General features: G+C 66.2%; 25 protein-coding genes. 9 read left to right on the forward strand and 16 right to left on the reverse strand.

Annotated elements, in window-relative coordinates; genetic code table 11:
* Window positions 1–304 precede the first annotated feature (304 nt).
* Window positions 305–754: a phasin family protein gene (locus tag KB874_RS07070; RefSeq protein WP_212535873.1), complete on the reverse strand. Its 450-nt coding sequence runs from the start codon at window positions 752–754 to the stop codon at window positions 305–307.
* A gap of 122 nt (window positions 755–876) precedes the next feature.
* Window positions 877–2679 carry a PHA/PHB synthase family protein gene (locus tag KB874_RS07075; protein WP_212535874.1) on the reverse strand — a complete coding sequence of 601 codons (1803 nt, stop codon included), beginning with the start codon at window positions 2677–2679 and terminating at the stop codon, window positions 877–879.
* 145 nt (window positions 2680–2824) lie between these two features.
* Between KB874_RS07075 and phaZ the strand changes: the two genes are divergently transcribed.
* Window positions 2825–4093 (forward strand): polyhydroxyalkanoate depolymerase, encoded by a 1269-nt coding sequence (gene phaZ / locus KB874_RS07080; RefSeq protein ID WP_212535875.1) that lies wholly within the window; start codon window positions 2825–2827, stop codon window positions 4091–4093.
* Between the two features lie 259 nt (window positions 4094–4352).
* Here phaZ and KB874_RS07085 read toward each other — a convergent pair whose 3' ends face one another.
* From KB874_RS07085 to KB874_RS07100, 4 genes are read right to left on the reverse strand one after another with little or no spacing between them, the layout of a single operon-like run.
* The gene (locus KB874_RS07085; protein WP_212535876.1) at window positions 4353–4883 is read right to left on the reverse strand and encodes an adenine phosphoribosyltransferase; all 531 of its coding nucleotides are present in this window, start codon (window positions 4881–4883) and stop codon (window positions 4353–4355) included.
* Window positions 4880–5503 (reverse strand): LysE family translocator, encoded by a 624-nt coding sequence (locus KB874_RS07090; protein WP_212535877.1) that lies wholly within the window; start codon window positions 5501–5503, stop codon window positions 4880–4882. The genes KB874_RS07085 and KB874_RS07090 overlap by 4 nt, the downstream gene beginning before the upstream one ends.
* 4 nt (window positions 5504–5507) lie before the next feature.
* Window positions 5508–6179, reverse strand: a complete 672-nt coding sequence (locus KB874_RS07095) for a DUF2927 domain-containing protein (protein WP_212535878.1) — start codon at window positions 6177–6179, stop codon at window positions 5508–5510.
* On the reverse strand, window positions 6176–7060 hold the full coding sequence (locus KB874_RS07100) for an S-methyl-5'-thioadenosine phosphorylase (protein WP_212535879.1): 885 nt from the start codon (window positions 7058–7060) through the stop codon (window positions 6176–6178). Before KB874_RS07100 ends, KB874_RS07095 begins: the two co-directional genes overlap by 4 nt.
* A 207-nt stretch (window positions 7061–7267) precedes the next feature.
* On the opposite strand from KB874_RS07100, the gene KB874_RS07105 reads away from it, so the two are divergent.
* The gene (locus KB874_RS07105; protein WP_249200327.1) at window positions 7268–7681 is read left to right on the forward strand and encodes a c-type cytochrome; all 414 of its coding nucleotides are present in this window, start codon (window positions 7268–7270) and stop codon (window positions 7679–7681) included.
* 139 nt (window positions 7682–7820) lie between these two features.
* Here the strand turns inward: KB874_RS07105 and KB874_RS07110 are convergent, their stop codons facing one another.
* The 4 genes from KB874_RS07110 to aroQ all read right to left on the reverse strand — a co-directional run bounded on the left by KB874_RS07110 (window position 7821) and on the right by aroQ (window position 10668).
* Window positions 7821–8504, reverse strand: coding sequence for a cupin domain-containing protein (locus KB874_RS07110; RefSeq protein WP_212535880.1), 684 nt, complete (start codon window positions 8502–8504; stop codon window positions 7821–7823).
* A gap of 8 nt (window positions 8505–8512) precedes the next feature.
* On the reverse strand, window positions 8513–9094 hold the full coding sequence (locus KB874_RS07115; protein ID WP_212536396.1) for a VOC family protein: 582 nt from the start codon (window positions 9092–9094) through the stop codon (window positions 8513–8515).
* 117 nt (window positions 9095–9211) lie between these two features.
* Entirely contained in the window at window positions 9212–10240 is a 1029-nt protein-coding gene (locus tag KB874_RS07120; RefSeq protein WP_212535881.1) for a Gfo/Idh/MocA family protein, read from the reverse strand.
* Entirely contained in the window at window positions 10237–10668 is a 432-nt protein-coding gene (gene aroQ, locus KB874_RS07125; protein WP_212535882.1) for a type II 3-dehydroquinate dehydratase, read from the reverse strand. Before aroQ ends, KB874_RS07120 begins: the two co-directional genes overlap by 4 nt.
* Window positions 10669–10800: 132 nt before the next feature.
* Between aroQ and ade the strand changes: the two genes are divergently transcribed.
* The 5 genes from ade (at window position 10801) to KB874_RS07150 (ending at window position 14887) form a co-directional block, all read left to right on the forward strand.
* On the forward strand, window positions 10801–12495 hold the full coding sequence (gene ade / locus KB874_RS07130; RefSeq protein WP_212535883.1) for an adenine deaminase: 1695 nt from the start codon (window positions 10801–10803) through the stop codon (window positions 12493–12495).
* A gap of 72 nt (window positions 12496–12567) precedes the next feature.
* Window positions 12568–13296 (forward strand): heme ABC transporter permease, encoded by a 729-nt coding sequence (locus KB874_RS07135; protein WP_212535884.1) that lies wholly within the window; start codon window positions 12568–12570, stop codon window positions 13294–13296.
* Window positions 13296–13448, forward strand: coding sequence for a heme exporter protein CcmD (ccmD, locus tag KB874_RS07140; RefSeq protein WP_428849232.1), 153 nt, complete (start codon window positions 13296–13298; stop codon window positions 13446–13448). Before KB874_RS07135 ends, ccmD begins: the two co-directional genes overlap by 1 nt.
* Complete coding sequence (locus KB874_RS07145; protein ID WP_212535886.1) at window positions 13441–13980, forward strand: DsbE family thiol:disulfide interchange protein; 540 nt, start codon at window positions 13441–13443, stop codon at window positions 13978–13980. Before ccmD ends, KB874_RS07145 begins: the two co-directional genes overlap by 8 nt.
* A gap of 67 nt (window positions 13981–14047) precedes the next feature.
* Window positions 14048–14887, forward strand: a complete 840-nt coding sequence (locus KB874_RS07150) for a cytochrome c family protein (protein WP_212535887.1) — start codon at window positions 14048–14050, stop codon at window positions 14885–14887.
* A 64-nt stretch (window positions 14888–14951) separates the two neighbouring features.
* Here the strand turns inward: KB874_RS07150 and acnA are convergent, their stop codons facing one another.
* Window positions 14952–17726 (reverse strand): aconitate hydratase AcnA, encoded by a 2775-nt coding sequence (acnA, locus tag KB874_RS07155; protein WP_212535888.1) that lies wholly within the window; start codon window positions 17724–17726, stop codon window positions 14952–14954.
* A 216-nt stretch (window positions 17727–17942) separates the two neighbouring features.
* Here acnA and KB874_RS07160 point away from each other — a divergent pair, with 216 nt between their 5' ends.
* Window positions 17943–18641, forward strand: coding sequence for a DUF1223 domain-containing protein (locus KB874_RS07160; protein ID WP_212535889.1), 699 nt, complete (start codon window positions 17943–17945; stop codon window positions 18639–18641).
* Here KB874_RS07160 and KB874_RS07165 read toward each other — a convergent pair.
* From KB874_RS07165 to purB, 5 genes are all read right to left on the reverse strand, one after another.
* The gene (locus tag KB874_RS07165; protein ID WP_212535890.1) at window positions 18605–19537 is read right to left on the reverse strand and encodes a lysophospholipid acyltransferase family protein; all 933 of its coding nucleotides are present in this window, start codon (window positions 19535–19537) and stop codon (window positions 18605–18607) included. The genes KB874_RS07160 and KB874_RS07165 overlap by 37 nt on opposite strands.
* Window positions 19538–19616: 79 nt before the next feature.
* Complete coding sequence (locus tag KB874_RS07170) at window positions 19617–20678, reverse strand: flagellar motor switch protein FliG (protein WP_212535891.1); 1062 nt, start codon at window positions 20676–20678, stop codon at window positions 19617–19619.
* 123 nt (window positions 20679–20801) lie between these two features.
* Window positions 20802–21326, reverse strand: a complete 525-nt coding sequence (locus KB874_RS07175) for a tetratricopeptide repeat protein (protein ID WP_212535892.1) — start codon at window positions 21324–21326, stop codon at window positions 20802–20804.
* 125 nt (window positions 21327–21451) lie between these two features.
* On the reverse strand, window positions 21452–21604 hold the full coding sequence (locus tag KB874_RS07180) for an adenylosuccinate lyase (protein ID WP_212535893.1): 153 nt from the start codon (window positions 21602–21604) through the stop codon (window positions 21452–21454).
* 84 nt (window positions 21605–21688) lie between these two features.
* Entirely contained in the window at window positions 21689–22996 is a 1308-nt protein-coding gene (gene purB, locus KB874_RS07185; RefSeq protein WP_212535894.1) for an adenylosuccinate lyase, read from the reverse strand.
* 75 nt (window positions 22997–23071) lie between these two features.
* Here purB and KB874_RS07190 point away from each other — a divergent pair, with 75 nt between their 5' ends.
* Entirely contained in the window at window positions 23072–23587 is a 516-nt protein-coding gene (locus tag KB874_RS07190) for a DUF6314 family protein (protein WP_346346516.1), read from the forward strand.
* Window positions 23588–23661: the final 74 nt, after the last annotated feature.

Here is a 23661-nt window from a genome sequence, read left to right on the forward strand (position 1 = left end):
TCTGACACCGGCGCCATTGCGCCGACCCGAAGGGCCGCCCGGGACATCCCGCGCGGCCCTTTCCCGTTTCCACGGCCCGCAAACATCCCGAAGGCCGCGCCGCAGACGCGGCGGGCACAGCCCCCATGATCCCGAAAGGACCACACGCGCGCCGGTCGGTCAGACCGTCACGCCGCCACGCGCGCGCCGGGTGCAACAGGGGGGCTATTCAAACAAAAAAATGGGCGGGATCCGATGGATCCCGCCCGCAGGTTTGCGCCTGATTGGGAGGAGAGGGCGCAAATCCTTCTGTCGGCGTCGCCGATTACTTGGCGGCCGCGGTGGCCTTCTTGGCGGTCGCGGTCATCTCGTCGGTGGCCTTCTTCACGGCTGCGGTCGCATCCTCGGAGAAGTCCTTGCCGGCAGCCATCAGCAGCTCGACGGTGTCCATCTGAACCTTCTTCGCGATCTCGGCGAAGGCGGCCATGTTCTCGGCAGCCACTTCGGCCTGGGCCGATGCGAAATCGGTGATTGCCTTGGCGTAGTCAGCCGGCTCCGACTTGGCCTTGGACATCTCGGCGATCTTGGACAGGGTGTCCTTGGTCCACTTGGCCGAAATCTCGGTCGACTTCTCGGCGGCTTCCAGGGCCACGGACGAGAGCTTCTCGTTCATCGTCGCCGTGGTCTTGAACGCATCTTCCATCGCCTTGGTGTCGACCGGGAATGCGCCCATCATGTCCTTCATCATCGCGGTGAAGTCTTGCGTCTTTGCCATTGTCTTGATCCTTTGCTTAGACTGCTGCGGGCCCACCCCGCTGTTCTGCAGTTGCAAACAATATGCATGCTGCGGTGCGGCATTTCAAGAGAAAATGCTGCACCGCAGCAAAATTTGCCAAGTCACTGATTTTGCTTGGCGGCCTTCAGCTTCACATAGGTGCCTGGGGCCGGGCAGATGGGCCGATGGGTCGAATCACCCGGTTCGCGGGCGGGAATCATCTTGCCCGAACGGCCTTTCAGCCAGGCTTCCCAGACCGGCCACCAGGACCCGTCGTGATGCTCGGCGCCCTCGACCCACTTGTCGAAATCGAGGCTCAGGTCAGTATTGGTGAAATGGCCATACTTGTTCTTGCTGGGCGGGTTCACGATACCCGCGATATGGCCGGACTGTCCCAAGATGAAGGTCTTGTCCTTCGAGCCCATCAACTGCACACCGCGATAGACGTCGCGCGCGGCGGCGATGTGATCGGTCTGGGTGGCGATCGACATCACCGGCACGTCCACGTCCGCGACCGAGAGAGTCTCGCCCAGCAGGTCGAACCCGCCTGCGGCGAATTCGTTGCGCTGGCACAACCCGCGCAGATACTGGCTGAACATCCGGCCCGGCAGGTTCGCCCCGTCGCCGTTCCAGTAGAGCAGGTCGAAGGCCGGCGGCGTCTCGCCCATCATGTAGTGACGGATCGCCGGCCCGTAGATCAGGTCGTTCGAGCGCAGGAAGGAAAAGGTCCGCGCCATGATGAACGAGGGCAGGATGCCTTCCTGCGCGATCTCCTGCTCGATCCCATCGGCGAAATCGTCCTGCAGGAAGGGCGTGAACTCTCCCTGGTCGCTGAAATCGGTCAGCGCGGTGAAGAAGGTGGCGGATTTCACCGACTTGTCCTTGCGCTTCTTCATCAACGACAGGGTCAGCGACAGGGTGGTGCCGGCGATGCAATAGCCCACCGCGTTCACCTGCTTGACCTTGCAGACATCCTTGGCGATCTCGATCGCCTTGAGGAACCCCTCGTCGACGTAGTGTTCCAGCCCGATATCGGCATAGGACTTGTCGGGGTTGATCCAGCTGACAACGAACAGGGTATAGCCTTGGTCGACAACCCAGCGGATCAGGCTGTTCGAGGGTTTCAGGTCGAGAATGTAGAACTTGTTGATCCAGGGCGGGAACAGCACGACGGGCGTCTCGTGGACCTGCTCGGTCGTGGGACTGTACTGGATCAGCTCCATCATCCGGTTGCGATAAATCACCTCGCCCTCGGCGGTGGCGATGTTCGAGCCGATCTCGAACGCCTCTTCATCCGCCAGCCGCACCACCAGCTCGCCGTTGTTGGCCTCGAGATCGGCAACCAGGTTCTCAAGACCCTTGACCAGGCTTTCACCCTCGGTCTCGACCGCCTTCATCAGGGCGTCGGGATTGGTTGCCAGAAAGTTCGTCGGGGCGAACATGTCGGTGATCTGCTGAGCGAAGTAGCGCAGGCGGCGCTTCTCCTTGGGGTCAAGCTCGTCGATCGCGTCGATCGCGCTGGAGATGGCGTCGGCATTGATCAGATATTGCTGCTTGACGAAGTTGAAATAGGGATGCGTGTCCCAAAGCGGATTGGCAAACCGGCGGTCCTTCGGCCCCGGGTCTTCCGGCGCCTGAAGCTTGCCCTTCGCCAGCGCCTGCTGGGCCTCGACGAAATGCGTCATCGTCTTGCCCCAGTATTGCACCTGGTGCTCCAGCAGCTTGGCCGGATTGTTGATCCACTCCTGCCACCAGGCCTGACCGGCCTTCGCGTAAAGCGATGCATCCGGTCCGTTCAGCGCCTGCGGCGTGGATTTGCGCCGGGTCAGGGCGTTGATCAGCCGCTGCGACAGTTCCTCCACCCGTGCCATGTTGGCCTCAAGGCGCGTGTTGTTTGCACCTGCGGCATCGACGTTCGTTGCCATTGTAACGGTTTCCCCCTATCGTCGCTGCTATGCAGAATATCGTCGCCGAGTCTGAGGGGCAAAGCGACGAATTGGCTCGGGCAGGGGCCCGGTTTCGTGCGGCCCTTCGCGTCACTGTGCCCCTCTGGAATTCAAGGAGCGATCCATGCGCTACATGGCGACCTACGACCTGATGGAAACCATCCGCAACACGAACCAGTGGCTGGGCTCGACGGCGCGGACCATGGCTTCCTACCCGGCCTGGGCGATGTTGCCCAACCCGGCGATCCAGTGGATGGCGGCCTGGGGCGAGGTGACCGAGCGGACCTTCAAGCGCATGGTGGTCAAGCCCGACTGGGGCATCCGCACCTTTACCTGCGAGGATGGCAAGGACCACCTTGTGAACATCGAGACGGTGGTGGAAAAGCCCTTCGGCAACCTGATCCATTTCGACGTCGCTGGTCGCGCGACCCAGCCGCGCACGATCCTCCTGGTGGCGCCGATGTCCGGCCATTACGCGACCCTCCTCCGGTCGACGGTGAAATCCCTGCTCGTCAATTGTGAAGTCTACGTGACCGACTGGCACAATGCACGGGATATTCCGGTCAGCTGCGGCAAGTTCGACATCGAGGACTACACGCTCTACCTGATGGACTTCATGCGCTTCCTCGGGCCGGACACGAATGTCGTGGCCGTCTGCCAGCCGGCACCGCTGACCCTGGCCGCCACCGCCTACCTGGCCGAGCTGGACCCCGACGCGCAACCCCGCACGCTGACGCTGATCGGCGGTCCGATCGATCCCGACGCGACGCCGACCGACGTCACCGACTTCGGCCGCCGCGTGACGATGGGCCAGCTCGAAGAGACGATGATCCAGCGCGTCGGCTTCAAGTACAAGGGCGTGGGCCGGATGGTCTACCCGGGCCTGCTGCAACTCGCCAGCTTCGTGTCGATGAACGGAGACCGCCATTCGAAGGCCTTCAACGACCAGATCATGCGGGTCAGCCGCGGCGAGGCCAGCGATCACGATGCGCACAACCGGTTCTACGACGAATACCTTGCCGTGATGGACATGCCGGCGGAATTCTACCTGTCGACGGTCGAGCGGGTGTTCAAGAACCGCGAGATCGCGCGGAACGAATTCGTCGTGGCCGGCCACAAGGTCGACATGGGAAAGATCACCCGCGTGGCGGTCAAGACCGTCGAGGGCGACAAGGACGACATCTCGGCCCCCGGCCAGTGTATCGCTGCACTCGACCTCTGCACCGGCCTGCCCGACTCGAAAAAGGCAAGCCACGTGGAGCCCGGTGCTGGCCATTACGGGATCTTCGCCGGCAAGAGCTGGCGCAATAACATCCGCCCGCTGGTGCTGGAGTTCATCGACCAGAACGCCGCCCCGCCGAAGCCTGAAAAGGCCGCCATCGGCATCGCCTGATCCAGCGGTGCGCGGCGCGATGCGCCGCGCCCGTGATGTGCCGCCTGCGTCCCACTGGTCCTTGGCGGCATGCCCGTGTTGACGTTGCGCCCCTTCGCATGGACCGTGTGTGTCGCTGCTGCGCGGTGAGGGGCCGGCCCCTCACACTCCCCGGAGTTTAACCGGCAAGATGAAGGGACACCGATTGTCCTTCATCTTGCCGGTTAAACTCCGGGGGAGGCCCGCAGGGACGGGGGCAGAGCCCCCTCGACACCCGGTTTCAGAGCCCCTCGAAGGCGCAGAGTGCGTGCACGTCCATTCCCAGGGCCTCGAGCCGCTTGCGGCCTCCCAGTTCGGGCAGGTCGACAATGAAGGCGCAACCGATGATCTCGCCGCCCAGCCGTTCGACCAGCCGGATGCCCGCCTCGGCGGTGCCGCCGGTGGCAAGCAGGTCGTCGACCAGAAGGATCTTCTGGCCCGGTTCGATCGCGTCGTCATGGATCTCGACCACCGCCTCGCCGTATTCCAGCTGGTATTCCTCGGCGATCACCGCGCCGGGCAGCTTGCCCTTCTTGCGGATCGGCACGAAACCCGCCGAGAGCTGGTGCGCCACCGCGCCGCCCAAGATGAAGCCGCGCGCCTCGAGCCCCACGACCTTGTCGAAGCGCACGCCCGCGTAGGGGTGCAGCAGTTGGTCGATCGCCATGCGGAAGCCGCGCGGATCGGCGAAAAGCGTGGTGACGTCCCGGAAAAGGATGCCCTCATGCGGGAAGTCGACAATTGTGCGGATGTAGTCCCTTACGTCTTTCATGTGCTCCTCCGGAGGGTGGCGGTCAGCAGGCCCATGCCGATCAGCGCGGTGCCACCCGCGCGGGTCAGCCAGCGGATCGCGCGGGGATGCTCGAGGCGCCGGCGCAGCCGGTCGGCGGCCAGCGCATAGGCCAGCGCGTTCAGCGTGGCCAGCGTGACGAAGGTGGCGATCAGGATCGCGAATTGCGTCGGTATGGGCCGGGTCGTGTCTAGGAACTGCGGCACGAAGGCGATGAAGAAGGCGATGCTTTTCGGGTTGAGCGCGGTCACGGTGGCGTTGTGCCAGTAGACGCCGCGCGTCGTGACCTCGGCGCGGGGCAGGGCCACGCCGTTGCCCGGCGCGCTGCGGATCAGGCCGACGCCCAGCCAGACCAGGTAGGCCGCGCCGGCCCATTTCAGCACCGTGAACAGCGTGGCCGAGGCCGCGACCAGCGCGCCCAGGCCGGCCAGGGACAGGCTCATCGCCACGAAGTCGCCAGTCGCCACGCCTGCGGCCGAGGCGATGGCGACACTGCGGCCCTTCGATAGCGCATAGGACAGCACCAGCAGCACCGTGGGCCCCGGGATCAGCAGCAGCGCGGTCGAGGCGACGACGAAGGTCAGCCAGAGATCGAGCGGCACGGGTCTATCCCTCCGGCGGATAATGCCGGCGCAGGGCGATGACGTCCTGCGGACCGGGTTTCTTGGCGGCGTTGCTGTCTTCCGAGAAGATCGACACGCCTTCGTAATCCGGGTTTCGGATGTCGGTCAACAGGCCCAGCGCTTGGGCCAGTTCCTCGACTAGGGCGGATTCGTAGTGGCTTATGTGCAGCCGCGTGCCGATGGCGATGTCGGCGCTGCGGATCACGCCGCTCCGGGCCTGCACCACCACCCGCGCGCCGCGCAGCGTGGTGCCGTCCAGCGCGGGGCTCCCCGTTTCCGCCAGCAGTTCGGTCCCGTGGGAATCGATCAGGTGCAGGCGGATCATCGTCTCGCCCTCTGCCTCGGCCAGGCGCAGGCCCATGCCGCAGTCGTTGAGGTATTGCACCGCGCGGGTCAGCGCGGCGCGGGCGCGCGCCTGCTTGCCGCCAAGAAAGGCGGGGTCGATCCGGGCGATCCCGACTGTTACTGGCGCATCCGTCGGCCAGCGCAGCATCGGCTTGGCGCAATCCCCGCCCGGCGGGGCCGCGCAGGCGACGAGGCGGTAGAAATCCGCGTCCGACAGCGGGCCTGCGGTTGTCACGAAATCCTGCGCCAGCGCCGGACCGCAGGCCAGCGTCAGCGCCAGCACGAGACGCCCGGCGGGGCGCGGTGTCACCCCGCGGCCCCCAGGACCCGGCCCGCCACGGCATCCAGCCGGGCGACCAGCGCGGGGTCGCGTTTCTCGGGCGCGGTGAGGATCGCATAATCCAGCGCGCGGTCGCAGCCATGCGGGCAGGATGCGCGAACCGCGCCCAAGAGGGCGGGAAGGCCGCGCACCATCGCGCGGCCCTTGTCGGCGTTGCCCATCAGGGTCGCGATGATGTCGTTGATGTCGACCTCGCCATGGTCAGGGTGCCAGCTGTCGTAATCCGTGACCATCGCGATCGAGGCATAGCACAACTCCGCCTCGCGGGCGAGCTTGGCCTCGGGCATGTTGGTCATGCCGATCACGTCGCAGCCCCAGACCTCGCGATACAGCTTCGATTCGGCGAGGGTCGAGAATTGCGGCCCCTCCATCGCGAGGTAGGTGCCCCCCTTGTGGATCGTGACGCCCGCGTCCTTGGCGGCTGTGTAACAGGCCTCGGACAGGCGCGGGCAGGTGGGGTGGGCGACGCTGACATGCGCGACGCAACCGGTGCCGAAGAACGATTTCTCGCGCGCGAAGGTGCGGTCGATGAACTGATCGACCACCACGAAATGGCCCGGCGCGTATTCCTCGCGGAACGAGCCGCAGGCCGAGACAGAGATCACGTCGGTCACGCCGATCCGTTTCAGGGCGTCGATATTGGCGCGGTAGGGAACGGTGGTGGGGCTGTGCACGTGGCCGCGGCCATGGCGCGGCAGAAAGGCCATCTTCACGCCGCCCAGCGTGCCGGTCAGGACCTGGTCGCTGGGTGTACCCCAGGGGCTGGACACCTCGCGCCATTCGGCGCCTTCCAGCCCGTCGATGTCATAGATGCCCGATCCGCCGATCACGCCGATCATGGTTTCCGTCATGGGGTCGCCTCCGCAGCTTTTCGCGCAGAGTGCCTTGGCCCGCAGCCAATGAAAAGCCCTTGGCAGAATGCGTATCCGCGCATTGCATGAAGCTGCCACGCGGGTTCGCACTGCTTGGCTTGCGCTACATCAATGATGTCTTCCGACGATCGCGCTTATTGTTACTCAGTAGTGCTTGAGATCAACCGACCAGGGAGGACTGTTATTATGTTGCGTGCCAGACATTTTGCAGCGGCAACCATTGCGGGCATCGGCCTTGCGATGACTGCCACCGTCAGCCCGGGACTTGCCGAAGTCGTGGGCGAACAAGAGTATATGGCGGCCTGCGCAGGGTGCCACGGGGAGAGCGCGAAGGGGGATGGGCCGCTGGCCGGCCTTCTCAACATCTCGACCCCGGACCTGTCGACCCTGTCACAGGCGAACGACGGCAGTTTTCCGTTCGAAGCCGTCCTGAAAGTGATCGACGGCCGCAGTGACATCCGGGCGCACGGGAGTTCCATGCCGGTCTGGGGAGAGTTCTTTCAGCCTTCGGCGTCCAGCCAACGTGGCGAGACGCCCGACATGGTTGTGCGCGGGCGGATCCTGTCACTGGTCAATTACCTGGAATCCATCCAGGAATAGTACCCGAGAGACGCTCTGAGGTGCGTTGGACAACGCCGGGCCTCTCGAGGCGGCATGCCGCATATGCCGGGTCAAGCCGTCGGCCAGACTGGCATGATCCGCTTGCAACATGTCCCGCCTTGGCACGCCGTGTCCCGTCCTACGCCGTGACGGCGGGGGCGCGGACGTGGCGAAGATGCCCGGTCTTGATCCAGAGCTGCGCGCCTGCGTCGCCCGCGACCAGCGTCACATCCTGTCCGTCGGCGCGGCGGATCCATGTCCATGCGGGGCAGGGGGCGCTGTCGAGCGTCACTTTGCCCGCGACCACCAACACCTCGGCGCCGCCATCGGCGATCACCTTGGCCTCGGTTCCTGGCGCCCAGTGTTCCATCCGCACATCCTCGAACCCGTCGCGGTAGAGCGGCGAGACCTGCACGCCCGGCCGCGCCGCGTCATGCACTGCGCCCAGGCGCTGGGTTGCGGTGCGGACATGGGTGCGGTCTTCGGGCTGCATCTGCCAGAGCTTGACGAAGATCGTGCAGCCCGGCGCACTGCCCGGCGTGTGCGACGAGGTCGGCGGGTTGCGGATGTAGCTGCCGGCCGGGAAATCGCCATGTTCGTCGGAAAACACGCCGTCCAGCACGATGAACTCCTCGCCGCCGCCATGGGTATGCGGCGAAAACCGGCTGTCGGGCGCGAAACGCACGATCGAGGTCGCGCGTGCCACTTCGTCGCCGATCCGGTCCAGCATCATGCGCTCGACCCCGCCCACAGGCGAGGACACCCAGTCATTGTCCTGCGGGCGGATCACGACGTTCTTCGAGAAATCGGCGTTCAGTTCCATGACGGACCTCAATACGGGTTCTTGGCCGAGCGGTCGGCGGACAGGGATTGCTGGCCGCGCTCGACCAGCAGTTCGATCGCGTCGGCCAGATGCTCGCGGTCGATATGATGGTCGCCGCGCGCCACGCGGATGCGGTGTGCCTCGATCATCACGTCGGCATGGCGGCAACCTTCGGGCGGCTCGAACCGGTAGGACGCCAGTTCCAGGCGCAGGCCCAGCGGGTCGCGGAAATAGATCGAATCCATGAAGCCGCGGTCGACCGGGCCCGAATGCGGCACGCCGCGCGCATCCAGCCGTTTAGCCACCTGCCAGAAGGTCGCCTGGCTGACATTCAGCGCCAGGTGGTGCAATGAGCCGATGGCCTCGGGTACCGGGTTGCTGTCTGGCTTGCGCGCCTCGTTGGTGAAGATCGTGATCAGCCGGCCGTCGCCGGGATCGAAATACAGATGCCCCTGGGTTGGGTCGTCGAGATTCGGTTGGTCGAACACGAAGGGCATCCCCAGAACGCCCTCCCAGAAGTCGATGCTGGTCTGGCGGTCGGCGCCGTTGAGGGTGATGTGATGCACGCCCTGTGTCTGGATCTTGCGGATGAGGTCTGTGGTCATGGCGCGGGTCTCCTTCTGTCGGATGGCAGGATAGCGCATTCCGGCGCCGGGTCTGCCCGCAACAGGGCACAGGCATCGTGCCTGCGCGCGCGAAAGCGGGGCTCAGGCCGTGACCGTCTCTGTCCGGCCGCTTTCCGCGGCCCGCATCACCGCGTCGATGACCGCCATCGCCGCCAGCCCGTCGCGGCCGGTGACAAGCGGGACCTCTGCCCCGGTGATGACGCGCCCGAATTGGTCCGCCTGCCGCACCAGCGGGTCGCCATGCTCGACCGGGAAACGCGTGGCCGACAGCGGGTTCCACCAGCCGGGCACGCCCTCGTGCCGCCACAGCGTGAGATCGGGCAGCGACAGCGCCGCCTCGGTCCCCGCGATGCGGTAGCAGGAGCCGGGGCTGGCGGGATAGGCGGGGTTCTCGCGCGCGGTCAGTTCCCAGCTCCAGGGGCCGACCGCCGTGTCGGACAGGCTGACCGTGCCCAGCGCGCCCGAGGCGAAGCGCAGGGAGATGGCCGCTGTGTCCTCGTTGGCGAAACCGCGAATGGCGTCGGAGGCCAGGCATTGCACCGCCTCGATCGGGCCACACAGATGCGCCAGCAGATCGACGTCGTGGATCAGGTTGACAAGGATCGGCCCGGCGCCCTTTTCCCGCCGCCACTGAAGGTCGAAGTAATCCTCCGGCTTGCGCAGGATGGCCGCGCCCTGCACGGCCGCGATGCGTCCAAGCGCGCCCTCGTCGATCAGCGCCTTGGCCTTGGCGATGAGCGGGTTGTGGCGGCGATGATGGCCGACGGCCAGCGCGACGCTCGCCGCCTCGGACGCCTCGACCAATGCCCGCGCGTCGGCCAGGGTGTCGGCCAGCGGCTTTTCCACCAGCACCGGCAGGCCCGCCGCGATGCAAGCCAGCCCGCCGCCCTTGTGCAGCCGGTTTGGCGTGGCGAGGATCACGCCATCCGCCACACCTGCCGCAAGCATCGCGTCCAGCGTCTGGAAATGCGGCACATCAGGCGCGGTGTCCTGCGCCGCCGGGTCTGGATCGACCACCGCCGCCAGCGTCACGCCCTCGGCCAGGCGCAGCGCCGAGATGTGGCGCCGCCCGATCAGGCCAGCGCCGACGACGGCGATCCGCGCACTCATGCGGTCAGCTGCACCACGCGCCGCACGCCGGCCACATAGCCCTCGATCCCCAGCCCCGCGATCACGCCATCGGCGCGTTTTGAGACGTAGGAATGGTGGCGGAACGCCTCGCGCTTGTGGACCTGGCTGATATGCACCTCGATCACCGGCCCCTCGAACGTATTGAGCGCATCGAGGATCGCGACCGAGGTATGCGTGTAGGCTGCGGGGTTAATGACGATGCCGCAGGCTGCCTCGCGCGCCTCGTGGATCCAGTCGATGATCTGGCCCTCGTGGTTCGATTGCAACAGGCGGATCGTGTGGCTGTCGGGGCAGGCTGCGGCGCAGAGGCGTTCCACATCCTCCAGCGTCTCGTGCCCGTAGATCTCGGGCTGGCGCTTGCCCAGCAGGTTCAGGTTGGGGCCGTTCAGCACATAGATCGTCTTCATGGTTGGGCCTCGCGTCGGAATTTGCGACACCATACGGCGGTGCCGCGCGAAGGGAAGGGAAAAGGCGCGGGCGGTCTTTCCCCTGTCACGCTGGTGCGCCATGCTGGGGAAAGGCGTTTGGCGGAGGGTGTCATGGCGGATTTGGAACAGCGCATCGCGCAAGGGCGCGGGGACGAGCCGGCGGATATCGTGCTGCGCGGCGGCCGCATCTTCGACCTGATAACCGGCGAGATGCTGGAGGGCGACGTGGCGATCTGCGGCGACATGATCGTGGGGATCATGGACGCCTACGAGGGGCGGCGGGTGATCGACGTCTCGGGGCTGATCCTGCTGCCGGGCTTTATCGACACGCATCTGCACATCGAATCCTCCTGCATCACGCCGTTTGAGTTCGACCGCTGCGTCGCGCCGCGCGGCATCACGACCGCCATCTGTGACCCGCACGAGATCGCCAACGTGGTGGGGGTCGAGGGCATCCGTTATTTCCAGAAGGCCAGCGAACACACGCTGATGGATATCCGCGTGCAGCTGTCCTCCTGTGTGCCGTCCACGCATATGGAGACGGCGGGGGCCGAGTTGCTGGCCGAGGACCTGGCGAAGTTGCGCGACCATCCCTCGGGCATCGGCATGGCGGAATTCATGAATTATCCCGGTGTGATACATCGCGATCCTCAGGCGATGGACAAGCTGCGCCTGTTCGAGGGCGGGCATGTGGACGGGCATTGCCCGCTGCTGTCGGGCAAGGATCTGAACGCTTACGTCGCCGCCGGCATCCGGACCGAACACGAGGCGACCTCTGCTGCCGAGGCGCTGGAGAAGCTGCGCAAGGGGATGCGCGTGCTGATCCGCGAGGGGTCCGTCTCGAAGGACATGCACGCGCTGCAACCTTTGCTGACCGAGCGCACGGCGCCCTACATGTGCCTGTGCACCGACGACCGGAACCCGCTGGACATCGCGGAACACGGGCATCTTGACTACATGATCCGCACGCTGATCGCGTTGGGCACGCCGCCGCTGGCCGCCTATCGCGCGGCGACGCTATCGGCGGCGGAGGCGTTCGGGTTGAAGGACCGGGGCATGATCGCGCCGGGCAAGCGGGCGGATATCGTGGCGCTCGACAGCCTCGAGGGTTGCCACGCGCGGCTGGTGATCGCGGGGGGCGTCGTGGTCGACGACGCGGCCTTTGTTGCGCGTGGGTGGGTGGAGCCGGTGGGGCGCCATTCCGTCAAGGCGCCCAAGGTCACGGCGCAGGATTTCCGCACGACCGGCAACAAGACCGAGACCGACGTGATCGGCATCCGGCAGGGGCAGATCCTGACCGACCACCTGCACGAGGACATCCCGATCGAGGATGGCGACAAGCGGCCCGACCCGGCCCGCGACCTGTCGCGCATTGCGGTTGTGGAGCGGCACGGCAAGAACGGCAACATCGCCTGCGGGTTCGTGCGGGGGTTCGGGTTGCAGGCCGGGGCCATCGCCTCGACCGTCTGCCATGACCATCACAACATCGCCTGCGTCGGCGTCGACTATGCCGACATGGCGCTGGCGGCGAACCGGCTGGGCGAGATCGAGGGCGGGTTCGTCGTCACCCGTGACGGGCAGGTTTTGGCGGAACTGGCGCTGCCGGTTGCCGGATTGATGAGCCTCGGAACCTTCGAGGAGGTGCGCGACCGGCTGGTCGACCTGCGCAAGGCGGCGCAGTCGCTGGGCGTCACGCTGGAAGAGCCGTTCCTGCAACTGGCCTTCCTTGCCCTGCCGGTGATCCCCGCGCTCAAGATCACCGACCGGGGCATGGTGGACGTGACCCGCTTCGAATTGATCGCCTGAGAGCCCGCGTCATATTGCACCCGGTGGATATTTGAGGTGTAACCATGCGCGGGTTTGGGTAAGGGGAGGCCCATGTCGATCTGGGAATATGCCAATCCGGTCAAGTTCATCCGGACCACGGACAAGCTCTTGCCGTGGCTGAGCGTCGCCGCCGTGGTCAGCCTCGTCGGCGGGCTGGTCTGGGGCTTCTTCTTTACCCCCGAGGATTTCCGCCAGGGCTCGACCGTCAAGATCATCTACCTGCACGTGCCGTCCGCTCTGATGGCGATCAACGCCTGGCTGATGATGCTGGTCGCCTCGCTGATCTGGATCGTGCGCCGCCACCATGTCAGCGCGCTGGCCGCCCGCGCCGCCGCCCCGGTGGGCGCGGTGATGACGGTGATCGCGCTGGCCACCGGGGCGATCTGGGGTCAGCCGATGTGGGGCACCTGGTGGGCCTGGGATCCGCGTCTGACCTCGTTCCTGATCCTGTTCCTGTTCTATCTCGGCTACATGGCGCTCTGGTCCGCCATCGAGAATGACGACACGGCGGCAGACCTGACCTCGATCCTCTGCCTGGTCGGATCGGTCTTTGCGGTGCTGTCGCGCTATGCCGTGAACTTCTGGAACCAGGGGCTGCACCAGGGCGCGTCGCTGTCGATGGACAAGGAAGAGAACGTGGCCGACATCTTCTGGTATCCGCTGCTGGTCTGCATCGCGGGCTTTGTGTTGCTGTTCATCGCGCTGGTCTTCCTGCGGACGCAGACGGAAATCCGGGCGCGCCGGGCGCGGGCGCTGATCGCGCGGGAGCGGATGGCATGATGCCCGACCTTGGAAAATACGCGGTCTACGTGCTGTCGTCCTATGCCGTCTCCATCGCGCTGATCGTGGCGCTGGTGGCCCTCAGCGTGGCGCGCGCGCGCAAGGTCAAGCGCGACCTGGACCGGATCGAGGAGCGCGTGAAGAATGGCTAAGATCTCGCCGCTGATGGTCCTGCCGCCACTGATGTTCGCGGCCTTCGCGGCACTGGCCTTTTTCGGGATGCATCGCGAGGGCGCCGACCGGCTGGAATCGAAATTCGAGGGCAAGCCAGCACCGGCCATGACCGACGTGGCGCTGCCCGGATACGATCCGATCACGCGCGAGATGCTGACCTCGGGCGAGGTGACGCTGGTCAATTTCTGGGCCAGCTGGTGCCCGCCCTGCCGCGCCGAACATCCGAAGCTGCTGGAGATGGCAGACCAGGGCATCCGCATCGTCGGCGTGAACTTCAAGGACCAGGAAGGCAACGCCCGCAGCTACCTGGCCGATGACGGCAACCCGTTCCTGGCCGTGGCCTTCGACCCCGCCGGTCGCACGGCCATCGACTGGGGCGTGACCGGCCCGCCCGAGACCTTCATCGTCGGCGGCGACGGAACCGTCCTGTTCAAGTTCGTCGGGCCTCTGGTGGGGTCAGACTATGAACAACGCTTCGTTCCGGCGCTGGAACAGGCGCTGGCCGACTGAACGATCAAAATTTACGCGACTCGGGAAATGAGGCGTAGGATGTCCGTGTTTGTGCGCGGAGGACATCATGCGACACCTGACCATTTCCATTGTTCTTTCAACCCTGTGTGCCGGCTCGCTGGCGGCGGACCCGTCCGTGGAGCGGGGCAGATACCTTGTCGAGGGACCTGCGGGTTGCGGCAATTGCCACTCGCCCTTCGGGCCCGAGGGGTTCGACATGACCCGCAACCTGGCGGGGCGCCTGGTCGAGGAAAACCCGGCCTTCAAGGCCATCGCACCGAATATCACCTCGGGCGGTCGGGTTGCAGGGTGGAGCGACGCGGACCTGATCCGTGCGATCCGCGAGGGCATCCGCCCGGATGGCAGCGTGATCGGCCCGCCCATGCCTTTCCTCATGTATCGCGGCCTGTCGGATGACGACGTCGGAAGCATCGCGCTGTATTTGCGCACCATCCCTGCGGTCGAAAACGATCCCGGCACCAGCGTCTACAACATCCCGTTGCCGCCCGCCTGGGGCCCGCCGGTCGAACGCGTCGCCCACCCGGTCGAGGGGGTCACGGTGGAATACGGCGCCTACCTTGCCGGGCCGGTGGCGCATTGCATGGAATGCCACACCCCGATGAACGAGGCCGGGCCGATGTTCGAGACGCATCTGGGCGCCGGCGGGTTCGAGTTCCACGGGCCGTGGGGCACCTCGGTCGCGGCCAACCTGACGCCGCACGAGGACGGGATCGCGGGATATAGCGACGACCAGCTGCGGGCCATGATCACCGAGGGCAGACATGCCGATGGCAGCCCGATGCTGCCGCCAATGCCCTTCGGCTATTTCGCGCAGATGAAGCCTGACGACGTCAGCGCCATCATCCTCTACCTGCGCAGCCTCGCCCCGCTGCCCGACGCGGACTGAGGCCGGTCGGAAACGAAAAAGGCGGGCCGATTGGCCCGCCTTTCGCGTGTCATGGGATGGCGGGTCAGGCCGCCTTGGCGAGGTTGCGCAGCACATAGTGCAGCACGCCGCCATGCTCGACATATTCGCGCTCGATCGCCGTATCGATCCGGCACTTGAGCGTGATTTCCTTGGTCGAGCCGTCCGCGTAGGTGATCGTGCAGGGCGTGTCCTGCAGCGGCTTGACGTCGTCGAGCCCGTGGATCGAGATCGTCTCGTCCCCCTTCAGGCCCAGCGACTTGCGCGTGTCGCCGCCGGTGAACTCGAACGGGATGACGCCCATGCCCACCAGGTTCGAACGGTGGATGCGCTCGAAGCTCTCGGCGACAACGGCCTTGACGCCCAGCAGCGCCGTGCCCTTGGCAGCCCAGTCGCGCGAGGAGCCCGCGCCATACTGCTCTCCGCCGAAGATCACCAGCGGGATGCCGGCCGCCTGGTAAGCCATTGCGGCCTCGAAGATCGAGGTCTGCTTTCCATCCGGACCCTTGGTATAGCCGCCTTCGACGCCGTCCAGCATCTCGTTCTTGATGCGGATGTTGGCGAAGGTGCCGCGCATCATGATCTCGTGGTTGCCGCGGCGCGATCCGTAGGAGTTGAACTCGCGCTGGGGCACCTGGCGTTCGATCAGGTACTGGCCGGCGGGCGTCGTATCCTTGAAGGAACCGGCCGGGCTGATGTGGTCGGTGGTGATCATGTCGCCCAGCAGTGCCAGCACTCGCGCGCCCTCGATGTTCGAGATCGTGCCTGGCTCTGGCGACATGCCCTGGAAATAGGGCGGGTTCTGGACATAGGTCGAGGTCGACGGCCAGTCATAGGTTTCCTGCTGCGGAACCGAGACTCCCTGCCACTTTTCATCGCCCTTGAACACGTCGGCGTATTTCGACTGGAACGCCTGGCGTGTCACGGTCTGCTCGACGAGGTCGGCGACTTCCTTGGCGGTCGGCCAGATGTCCTTGAGGTAGACGTCGTTGCCGTCCTTGTCCTTGCCCAGCGACGCCGTGGTGATGTCGACATTCATGTCGCCCACCAGCGCATAGGCCACGACCAGCGGCGGCGAGGCCAGGTAGTTGGCGCGCACGTCGGGGGAAATCCGGCCCTCGAAGTTGCGGTTGCCGGACAGGACCGCGGTGGCGATCAGGTCGTTCTCATTGATGCACTTGCTGATCTCGGGCGCCAGCGGGCCCGAGTTGCCGATGCAGGTGGTGCAGCCATAGCCCACCAGGTTGAAACCCACCGCATCGAGATCCTTCTGCAGGTCGGCGGCCTCGAGATAGGCCGACACCACCTGGCTTCCCGGCGCCAGCGAGGTCTTGACCCAGGGCTTGCGCGTCAGGCCGCGTTCCGCCGCCTTGCGCGCCACCAGGCCCGCGCCGATCATCACGTAGGGGTTCGACGTGTTGGTGCAGGAGGTGATCGAGGCGATCACGATCGAGCCGTCATGCAGCTGGTAACCATGCTCGTCGGTCTTGACGTAACCGCGCTTGTGGTGGCCCTCGTCGCCCGGAATGTCGACCGGCGCAGTGTGGCCGCCTTCACCCTCCCAGCGGGCGGCTTCCTTGGCGGCGGGTGCCTTGCCCTCGCGCTGGCCGCGGATATAGGCGCCGAAGGCCGAAGAGGCCTTGTCGAGCGCGATGTAATCCTGCGGACGCTTCGGCCCCGAGATGGCGGGCACGATGGTGCCCATGTCGAGTTCCAGCGTGTCGGTATAGACCGGCGCGTAGTCCGCGCCGCGCCAGAAGCCGTTCTCCTTGGCATAGGCCTCGACCAGAGAGATCCGGTCCTCGTCGCGGCCGGTGTTGCGCAGGTAGCGCAGCGTCTCGTCGTCAATCGGGAAGAAGCCGCAGGTCGCGCCGTATTCCGGCGCCATGTTGGCGATGGTCGCACGGTCTGCCAGCGGCAGGTGATCCAGACCTTCGCCGTAGAACTCGACGAACTTGCTGACCACGCCCTTCTTGCGCAGCATCTCGACGACCTTCAGCACCAGGTCGGTGCCGGTGGTGCCCTCGATCATCCGGCCGGTCAGCTTGAAGCCGACGACCTCGGGGATCAGCATCGAGATCGGCTGGCCCAGCATCGCGGCCTCGGCCTCGATCCCGCCGACGCCCCAGCCCAGGACGGCCATGCCGTTGACCATCGTCGTGTGGCTGTCGGTGCCCACCAGCGTGTCGGGGTAGGCCACCGTCTCGCCGTTCTGATCCGTGTCGGTCCAGACGGTCTGCGCCAGGTATTCCAGGTTCACCTGGTGGCAGATGCCGGTGCCCGGGGGCACCACGCGGAAGTTGTCGAACGCGTTCTGGCCCCACTTGAGGAAGGTATACCGCTCCATGTTCCGCTCATACTCGCGGTCCACGTTCATCTGGAAGGCGCGCGGGTTGCCGAACTCGTCGATCATCACCGAGTGGTCGATGACCAGGTCGACCGGGTTCAGCGGGTTGATCTTTTGCGGGTCGCCGCCCAGCGCCTTGATGCCGTCGCGCATCGCGGCCAGGTCGACCACCGCCGGAACGCCGGTGAAGTCCTGCATCAGCACGCGCGCGGGGCGATAGGCCAGTTCCCGGTCGCCCTTGCCACCGTTCTTCGCCCAGTCCGAGAAGGCGCGGATATCATCGAGGTTGACGGTCTTGCCGTCCTCGAAGCGCAGCATGTTCTCGAGCACCACCTTCAGCGCGGCGGGCAGTTTCGAGAAATCGCCGAGCCCGGCCGCCTCGGCCGCGGGGATCGAGTAATAGGCGACGGTCTTGCCGCCAGCGGAGAGGGTCTTGCGCGTCTTGGCGCTGTCCTGACCGACGGTAATGGGCATGCTTGCCTCCCTGAGTTCGGATTGCGGGATGTCTTGCGCGCTATCTGCCCCAAGGTCCGCCACCGATCAAGGGGGGTGCGACGATTTTTGTATACCATTGCACACTAAGTCGGCAGGATTGTCGCGCGTCACGACCTCTCGCAAAACATTGATTGTTCATTTCAACGTGCCAAGCATAGGAAAAAGACCTGCACGAAACGGGGAATCGAGCACGACATGCACAGGGCGATCATCTTTGCGGCCGCGATCTGGACGGCCATGTCGGGCGCATTGGCCGCAGACGACCGCCCCGTGGTGGTCGAGCTTTTCACCTCGCAGGGCTGTTCCTCCTGCCCGCCGGCCGATGCGCTGCTGGCCGAACTGGCCGGGGTCGAGGACGTGATTCCGCTGGCCTACCACGTCGACTATTGGGACTATATCGGCTGGAAGGATGTGTTCGCCCGGCCCGAGAACACCCATCGGCAAAAGGCCTATGCCCGCGCCGGCAACTGGCGCATCTACACGCCGCAGATGGTGATCGGCGGCAGGGATGACGTGGTGGGCTCGCGCTCGATGAAGGTGGCGGACCTGATCCGCCGCCATGCCGACCTGCCGGCGGTCGTTGACCTGGACATCTCGCGCAGCGGCGACAGGCTGACGATCCGTGCGCGTCCCATCGATCCCGCCGGGGTCGCGCCGTCGGACGTGATGCTGGTGCGCTATGCCGAGGGCAAGACCGTGCCGATCGCCACCGGCGAGAATGCCGGGCGGAACCTGTCCTACACGCATATCGTGACGGAGTGGAGCAACGCGGGCACCTGGGACGGACGCACCCCGTTCGAGGCGGTGCTGCCGCTGACGGGCGGGGACGCGGTTGTCGTCTTGCTCCAGGAACGCCGTTACGGCCCCATCCTTGCGGCGGCGCGCTTGCGCTGACGGGCGGGCTTCCAGCGGCGGTGGGTCCACATCCACTGGCCGGGATCGGCCTTTATCCGCGCCTCCAGCCTTTGCGTGACCTCGCGCATCATGTCGATCGGCTCGCCATGCGGGACCGGTTCCTCGATCACGGTGTCAAAGCCAAAGCGGTCGGCGCGGCGGATGCCGAAATAGGGGATCAGTAGCGCGCCGGTCTTGATCGCGATTTCCGCCGGTGACAGGGCTGTGGGCGCGGGCTTGCCGAGAAAGTCGATGGCGGGCCCCGAGCTTTCGAACACGTCGAAGGCCATGGCGGCGATGCCGCCGTCGCGGATGTGGCGCAGCAGGTCCATCGTGCCGCGCCGTCCCTGGACGAAGACGGGGTCGCCCACGTCGCGGTAGTTCTGGATGTAGCGCGCATTGGAATAGGGGTTGGACAGCGGCCGCAGCAGGCCCGCCACCTGGAACCCTCGGGCGATCAGGGCGCTGCGGGCGCAGACCGGGCTGCCGTAATGGCCGGAGATCAGCAGCACGGGGCGGGCTTCGGCGGCGGCGGATTCGAGCGCGGGCAGGCCGGGGCCCGTGACCGGATAGGCCGCGCCGCGGCGCTTCATTTCCTGCGGGTCGTAATTCTCGATTATCGCGCGGCCAAGGTTGTCGATCGCGGCAGTGGCGATGCGGCGCTTTTCCGCGGGCGGGGTGCCGGGCCAGACATGATCGAGATTCGCCTCGACCCGGTCGTACCAGCCCAGCGGCGGCGCGATGACCCGGCGCACGATCCAGCCGACCAGGTCCATGCGCGGCCGGACAGGCAATAGCTGCACCGCGCCGATGAGGCCGCGCAGCGCAAGGTCGCTCAGCCAGTCGCCCCAGCCGCCGCGGTCGTCTTCCTTGGATTGCGCGTTCTTCTTGCTCAAGGCCGGGCCTCGCCGTTCCGTCGGGCCGTTCTAGGCGAGGTGCCTTTGGCGGGCAAGTCCCGCAGGGTCCGGCGCGGGGTCAGTCCTGCTCGTCCTCCTCTTCCTTGCGGAACTCGATCTCGCCGCCGTTGACCAGTTCGCGGATCGTGTTGACGATCTGCGTCATGGCCTTTTCGGCGAGCTTCTGCTTGACCGCGCCCTTGGCGTCGGCCTCTTCCCGCAGGTTGTCTGCCATGCGGCGCGACATGTTCCCGAGGATGAAGTCCACCGCCTTGCGGTCCTCGTCGCTGGTGGCGCCGGCGATGGCTGTGGCCAGCACGTCCGGCGGCACGTCGCGGGTGATCTTGGGCACGTCCGTGGCCTTCAGACGCTGCGGGATGTTGGCGAAGGTGAAGATCGACTTGCGCACCGCCTCGGCAAAGGCCGCGTCCTCCTGTTCCAGCGAGGCGAGCAGTTCGTCGCGCGTCGTTGATGTGCTATAGTTGAGGATCGCGCCCAGACGTTCGGGGGGCTGCGCCTTGAAGGCCTGCGGCGGCACGGCATCCAACTGCGCGGCCAGCGACAGGCCGATGCGGTCGACCGCGTCGGGGGTCACGCCTGCAGTCATCGATACTGCATAGGAAATGCGCCGCGCCCGGTCGCCGGGCAGTTTCGCCAGCACCTCGGCCGCCTTGGCCACGTCGATCTTGGACATCATCACCGCCGCGATCTGGACGGATTCGCTTTCGACCATCTCGACCAGCCGTCCCACCGTCAGCGCGTTGATCCGGCTCCAGGGGTCGCCGGTCTGGCGCACGCCGGCCTCTTTGCGCAGGCGCATCGCGGTGCGGGCGCTGATCTTGCCGTCAAGCGCGTCCAGCGCGCCTGCCATGTCGCCGGGAAAGGACAGGCCGACGCGTTCAAGCTCGTCGGTGAATTCCTGCAGGACGGTGTTCAGCGTCTCGCGGTCGATGTAGCGCATGTTGCCCAGCAGCAGGGTCAGTTCCGCCTGCTGTTCCTCGGGCAGCGAGGACAGCGGCACATCCGCCCCCTCGTTCAGCAGGAACTGCACGATGATCGCGGCCTTCGCCTTGCGCGACAGGCCGCCGGGGCCGCGCCCCGGCACGGGCAGGGCAGGGGCAAAGGCGGTGAGGTTGGTCATGGCGCGGGCTCCGTCAGGCGCGGCGGACTCTGCCGCCTTGGTAAACGGATAGCGCCGGGCTGGTTTCGGTTCGGTTAAGCCCGTGGCGGTCGGGCGGCGGAATTCGCGCCGCCCGACCGGTCGTCAGTAGGAATAGCCGCGCCCGCGGTCCAGCGTCAGCCGCAGCGAGACCTCGGCCCAGGTGCCGCGCCCGCCGCGCACGCGGATCTGCGTCAGCTCGGCGCGCGCCTCGTCCACGCGGCCGGTCTCGACCCAGCCCTGTGCGCGATAGCTGCGCGCCAGGTGGTTGTCGGGGTTCTGCACCAGCGCGGCGTCATACCAGCGCGCCGCGTCGTCCATCCGGCCCGCCTTGCGGGCGACAAAGCCGCGATAGGTCAGCACCATGTCGGCCTGCGGATCGGCCATCGCGTCGAGAATCGCCGAGGCGACATCCAGCTGGCCGTCATAGGCATAGGCGCGGATCGCACGCATCCGCTCGTCATCGTCCAGCCGCGCATCCTTGGGAGTGACGCAGCTTTGGCTCTGGGTGTCCCAGACCTTGCCATCGGTGCATTGCGGCGGCTGCGGGGCCGAGGTGCTGTCCGATCCGGCGGCAAGCGCCATCACGGGCAGAAATGCGGCGACAAGCGCCGTCTTGAAAAGGGTCATGGGCCATCTCCTGTTCAGCGATGCGCGACCAGATAGCGCCGCGCGCCGGGCCGGAAAGCGGCCCCGGAAAAAGAACAAGGCGGCCCGAAGGCCGCCTGTCGGACAACACCCGAATGGCGGGCGTGTCAGCCTGTGACCACCTTGCAGCTGCCGGTGGCGGCGTCATAGACCGTGCCATCGGCACAAGACATGGCCTGCTGCTCATGGCCGCAGGCGGCGAAAGCCAGTGCCGGCGTCAATGCCAGCAGGGCGGTCGTCACGAGAACCTTCATTTTCATCAGCATCTCCCTGATTGGATACCGGCAAGGTAGCACGGGTTTCCCTTGCGTCAAAAAGGATTCCCGCCGGTCCTCACGACCCCGTCAACTGGTGCCGAAAACCCGGGCAAAGATCGTGTCGACATGCTTGGTGTGATAGCCGAGGTCGAACTTCTCCTCGATCTCTTCCGCCGACAGCGCCTTGCGCACGTCCTCGTCGGCCAGCAGCTCGGTCTTGAAGTCCTTGCCCTGTTCCCAGACCTTCATCGCGTTGCGCTGGACGAGGGAATAGGCGTCCTCGCGGCTGACGCCCGCCTGCGTCAGCGCCAGCAGCACCCGCTGCGACATCACCAGCCCGCGGAACTTGTTCATGTTCTTGATCATGGTCTCGGGATAGACCACCAGCTTGTCGATCACGCCGGCCAGACGGTTCAGCGCGAAATCCAGCGTGACGGTGGCGTCGGGGCCGATGGCGCGCTCGACCGAGCTGTGCGAGATGTCGCGTTCGTGCCAGAGCGCCACGTTCTCCATCGCCGGGATCACCGCCATGCGCACCAGCCGGGCGAGGCCGGTCAGGTTCTCGGTCAGCACCGGGTTGCGCTTGTGCGGCATGGCGCTGGAGCCCTTCTGACCCTTCGAGAAGAATTCCTCGGCTTCCAGAACCTCGGTGCGCTGCATGTGGCGAATCTCGATGGCGATGTTCTCGATGCTCGAGGCGATGACGCCCAGCGTGGCAAAGAACATGGCGTGCCGGTCGCGCGGGATGACCTGCGTGCTGATCGGCTCGGGCGTCAGGCCCATCATCTTGCAGACATGGTCCTCGACCGCCGGGTCGATATTGGCGAAGGTGCCGACCGCGCCGGAAATCGCACCGGTCGCCACCTCTTCGCGGGCGCGCAGCAGACGCTGACGGCCGCGGTCCATCTCGGCATAGAAGCGGGCGAAGGTCAGGCCCATCGTTGTCGGTTCCGCGTGGATGCCGTGGCTGCGGCCGATGCGGACGGTGTCCTTGTGCTCGTAGGCGCGGCGCTTGAGCGCGTCGAGGACCTTGTCCATGTCGGCCAGTAGGATGTCGGCGGCGCGGACCAGCTGCACGTTCAGCGTGGTGTCCAGCACGTCCGACGAGGTCATGCCCTGGTGGACGAACCGCGCCTCGTCATTGCCGATGATCTCGGCGAGGTGGGTCAGGAAGGCGATGACGTCGTGCTTGGTCACGGCCTCGATCTCGTCGATGCGGGCGACGTCGAACTCCACGTCCTTCGCCTTCCAGACGGCCTCGGCATTGGCCTTGGGGATCACGCCCAGCGCGGCCTGTGCGTCGCAGGCATGGGCCTCGATCTCGAACCAAATGCGGAACTTGGTCTCGGGCGACCAGATGGCGACCATGTCGGGGCGGGAATAGCGGGGGATCATCGGGCAGCCTCCTGAAGCGGGAACGCGGGCGTCATAGGCCGCACGGCCCCGCGCCACAAGGGCCGCGACGCCTGCATGCCCCGGTTTGCGCCGATCTGCCCCGGTCGCGGCGTTGAACCCGGCGCTGAGGCGGGGCAGGGTGGCGGGCGTCGGAACGGAGGCGGGCAGGGCATGGACGGGCAGGCGAGGCGCAGGCAACTGGCGGATTTCCTGGGCGATTGGCAGATCGCGCGGGACATCCGCCACGCCGATGGCTCTGCCGCCCGGTTCGAGGGACGCGCCACATGGTGGACCGAAGGCGATGGCGCGATCTGCCTGGAAAGCGGCACGCTGATCCTGCCGGGGCAGGGCGCCTTCCAGGCCGAGCGGCGCTACCTGTGGGCGGCGGACCTGTCGGTGCGCTTTGACGACGGGCGGTTCTTTCACGCGGTGCCGCCCGAGGGCGGGCAGGCCGCACATTGGTGCGACCCCGACCAATACGACGCGGATTACGATTTCTCGGCCTGGCCCGACTGGTCTTGCACCTGGCGCGTTCGCGGCCCGCGCAAGGATTACACCATGAGCAGCCGCTATCGCCGCGCCGCGGCGTAAGCCCATGAAATGCCGGGATTTTGCGAGCCGGTGTGTGCGGTATACCGTTGCATCCCCGTAACACGTTGAAACGG

The sequence above is a fragment of the Thetidibacter halocola genome, from assembly GCF_018224955.1.
In the GTDB taxonomy this organism is placed as follows: domain Bacteria; phylum Pseudomonadota; class Alphaproteobacteria; order Rhodobacterales; family Rhodobacteraceae; genus Thetidibacter; species Thetidibacter halocola.

Coding starts and splice junctions, on each gene's coding strand:
- KB874_RS07100 (WP_212535879.1), bottom strand. CDS start 7,060: ATGACGGAAACCATGATCGGCGTGATCGGCGGATCGGGCATCTATGAC.
- KB874_RS07135 (WP_212535884.1), top strand. CDS start 12,568: ATGTCGATCTGGGAATATGCCAATCCGGTCAAGTTCATCCGGACCACG.
- purB (WP_212535894.1), bottom strand. CDS start 22,996: ATGATCCCCCGCTATTCCCGCCCCGACATGGTCGCCATCTGGTCGCCC.
- KB874_RS07190 (WP_346346516.1), top strand. CDS start 23,072: ATGCCCCGGTTTGCGCCGATCTGCCCCGGTCGCGGCGTTGAACCCGGC.
- KB874_RS07150 (WP_212535887.1), top strand. CDS start 14,048: ATGCGACACCTGACCATTTCCATTGTTCTTTCAACCCTGTGTGCCGGC.
- KB874_RS07145 (WP_212535886.1), top strand. CDS start 13,441: ATGGCTAAGATCTCGCCGCTGATGGTCCTGCCGCCACTGATGTTCGCG.
- KB874_RS07170 (WP_212535891.1), bottom strand. CDS start 20,678: ATGACCAACCTCACCGCCTTTGCCCCTGCCCTGCCCGTGCCGGGGCGC.
- KB874_RS07085 (WP_212535876.1), bottom strand. CDS start 4,883: ATGAAAGACGTAAGGGACTACATCCGCACAATTGTCGACTTCCCGCAT.
- aroQ (WP_212535882.1), bottom strand. CDS start 10,668: ATGAAGACGATCTATGTGCTGAACGGCCCCAACCTGAACCTGCTGGGC.
- KB874_RS07180 (WP_212535893.1), bottom strand. CDS start 21,604: ATGAAAATGAAGGTTCTCGTGACGACCGCCCTGCTGGCATTGACGCCG.
- KB874_RS07120 (WP_212535881.1), bottom strand. CDS start 10,240: ATGAGTGCGCGGATCGCCGTCGTCGGCGCTGGCCTGATCGGGCGGCGC.
- phaZ (WP_212535875.1), top strand. CDS start 2,825: ATGCGCTACATGGCGACCTACGACCTGATGGAAACCATCCGCAACACG.
- KB874_RS07105 (WP_249200327.1), top strand. CDS start 7,268: ATGTTGCGTGCCAGACATTTTGCAGCGGCAACCATTGCGGGCATCGGC.
- KB874_RS07160 (WP_212535889.1), top strand. CDS start 17,943: ATGCACAGGGCGATCATCTTTGCGGCCGCGATCTGGACGGCCATGTCG.
- KB874_RS07110 (WP_212535880.1), bottom strand. CDS start 8,504: ATGGAACTGAACGCCGATTTCTCGAAGAACGTCGTGATCCGCCCGCAG.
- KB874_RS07175 (WP_212535892.1), bottom strand. CDS start 21,326: ATGACCCTTTTCAAGACGGCGCTTGTCGCCGCATTTCTGCCCGTGATG.
- KB874_RS07075 (WP_212535874.1), bottom strand. CDS start 2,679: ATGGCAACGAACGTCGATGCCGCAGGTGCAAACAACACGCGCCTTGAG.
- ade (WP_212535883.1), top strand. CDS start 10,801: ATGGCGGATTTGGAACAGCGCATCGCGCAAGGGCGCGGGGACGAGCCG.
- acnA (WP_212535888.1), bottom strand. CDS start 17,726: ATGCCCATTACCGTCGGTCAGGACAGCGCCAAGACGCGCAAGACCCTC.
- KB874_RS07070 (WP_212535873.1), bottom strand. CDS start 754: ATGGCAAAGACGCAAGACTTCACCGCGATGATGAAGGACATGATGGGC.
- ccmD (WP_428849232.1), top strand. CDS start 13,296: ATGCCCGACCTTGGAAAATACGCGGTCTACGTGCTGTCGTCCTATGCC.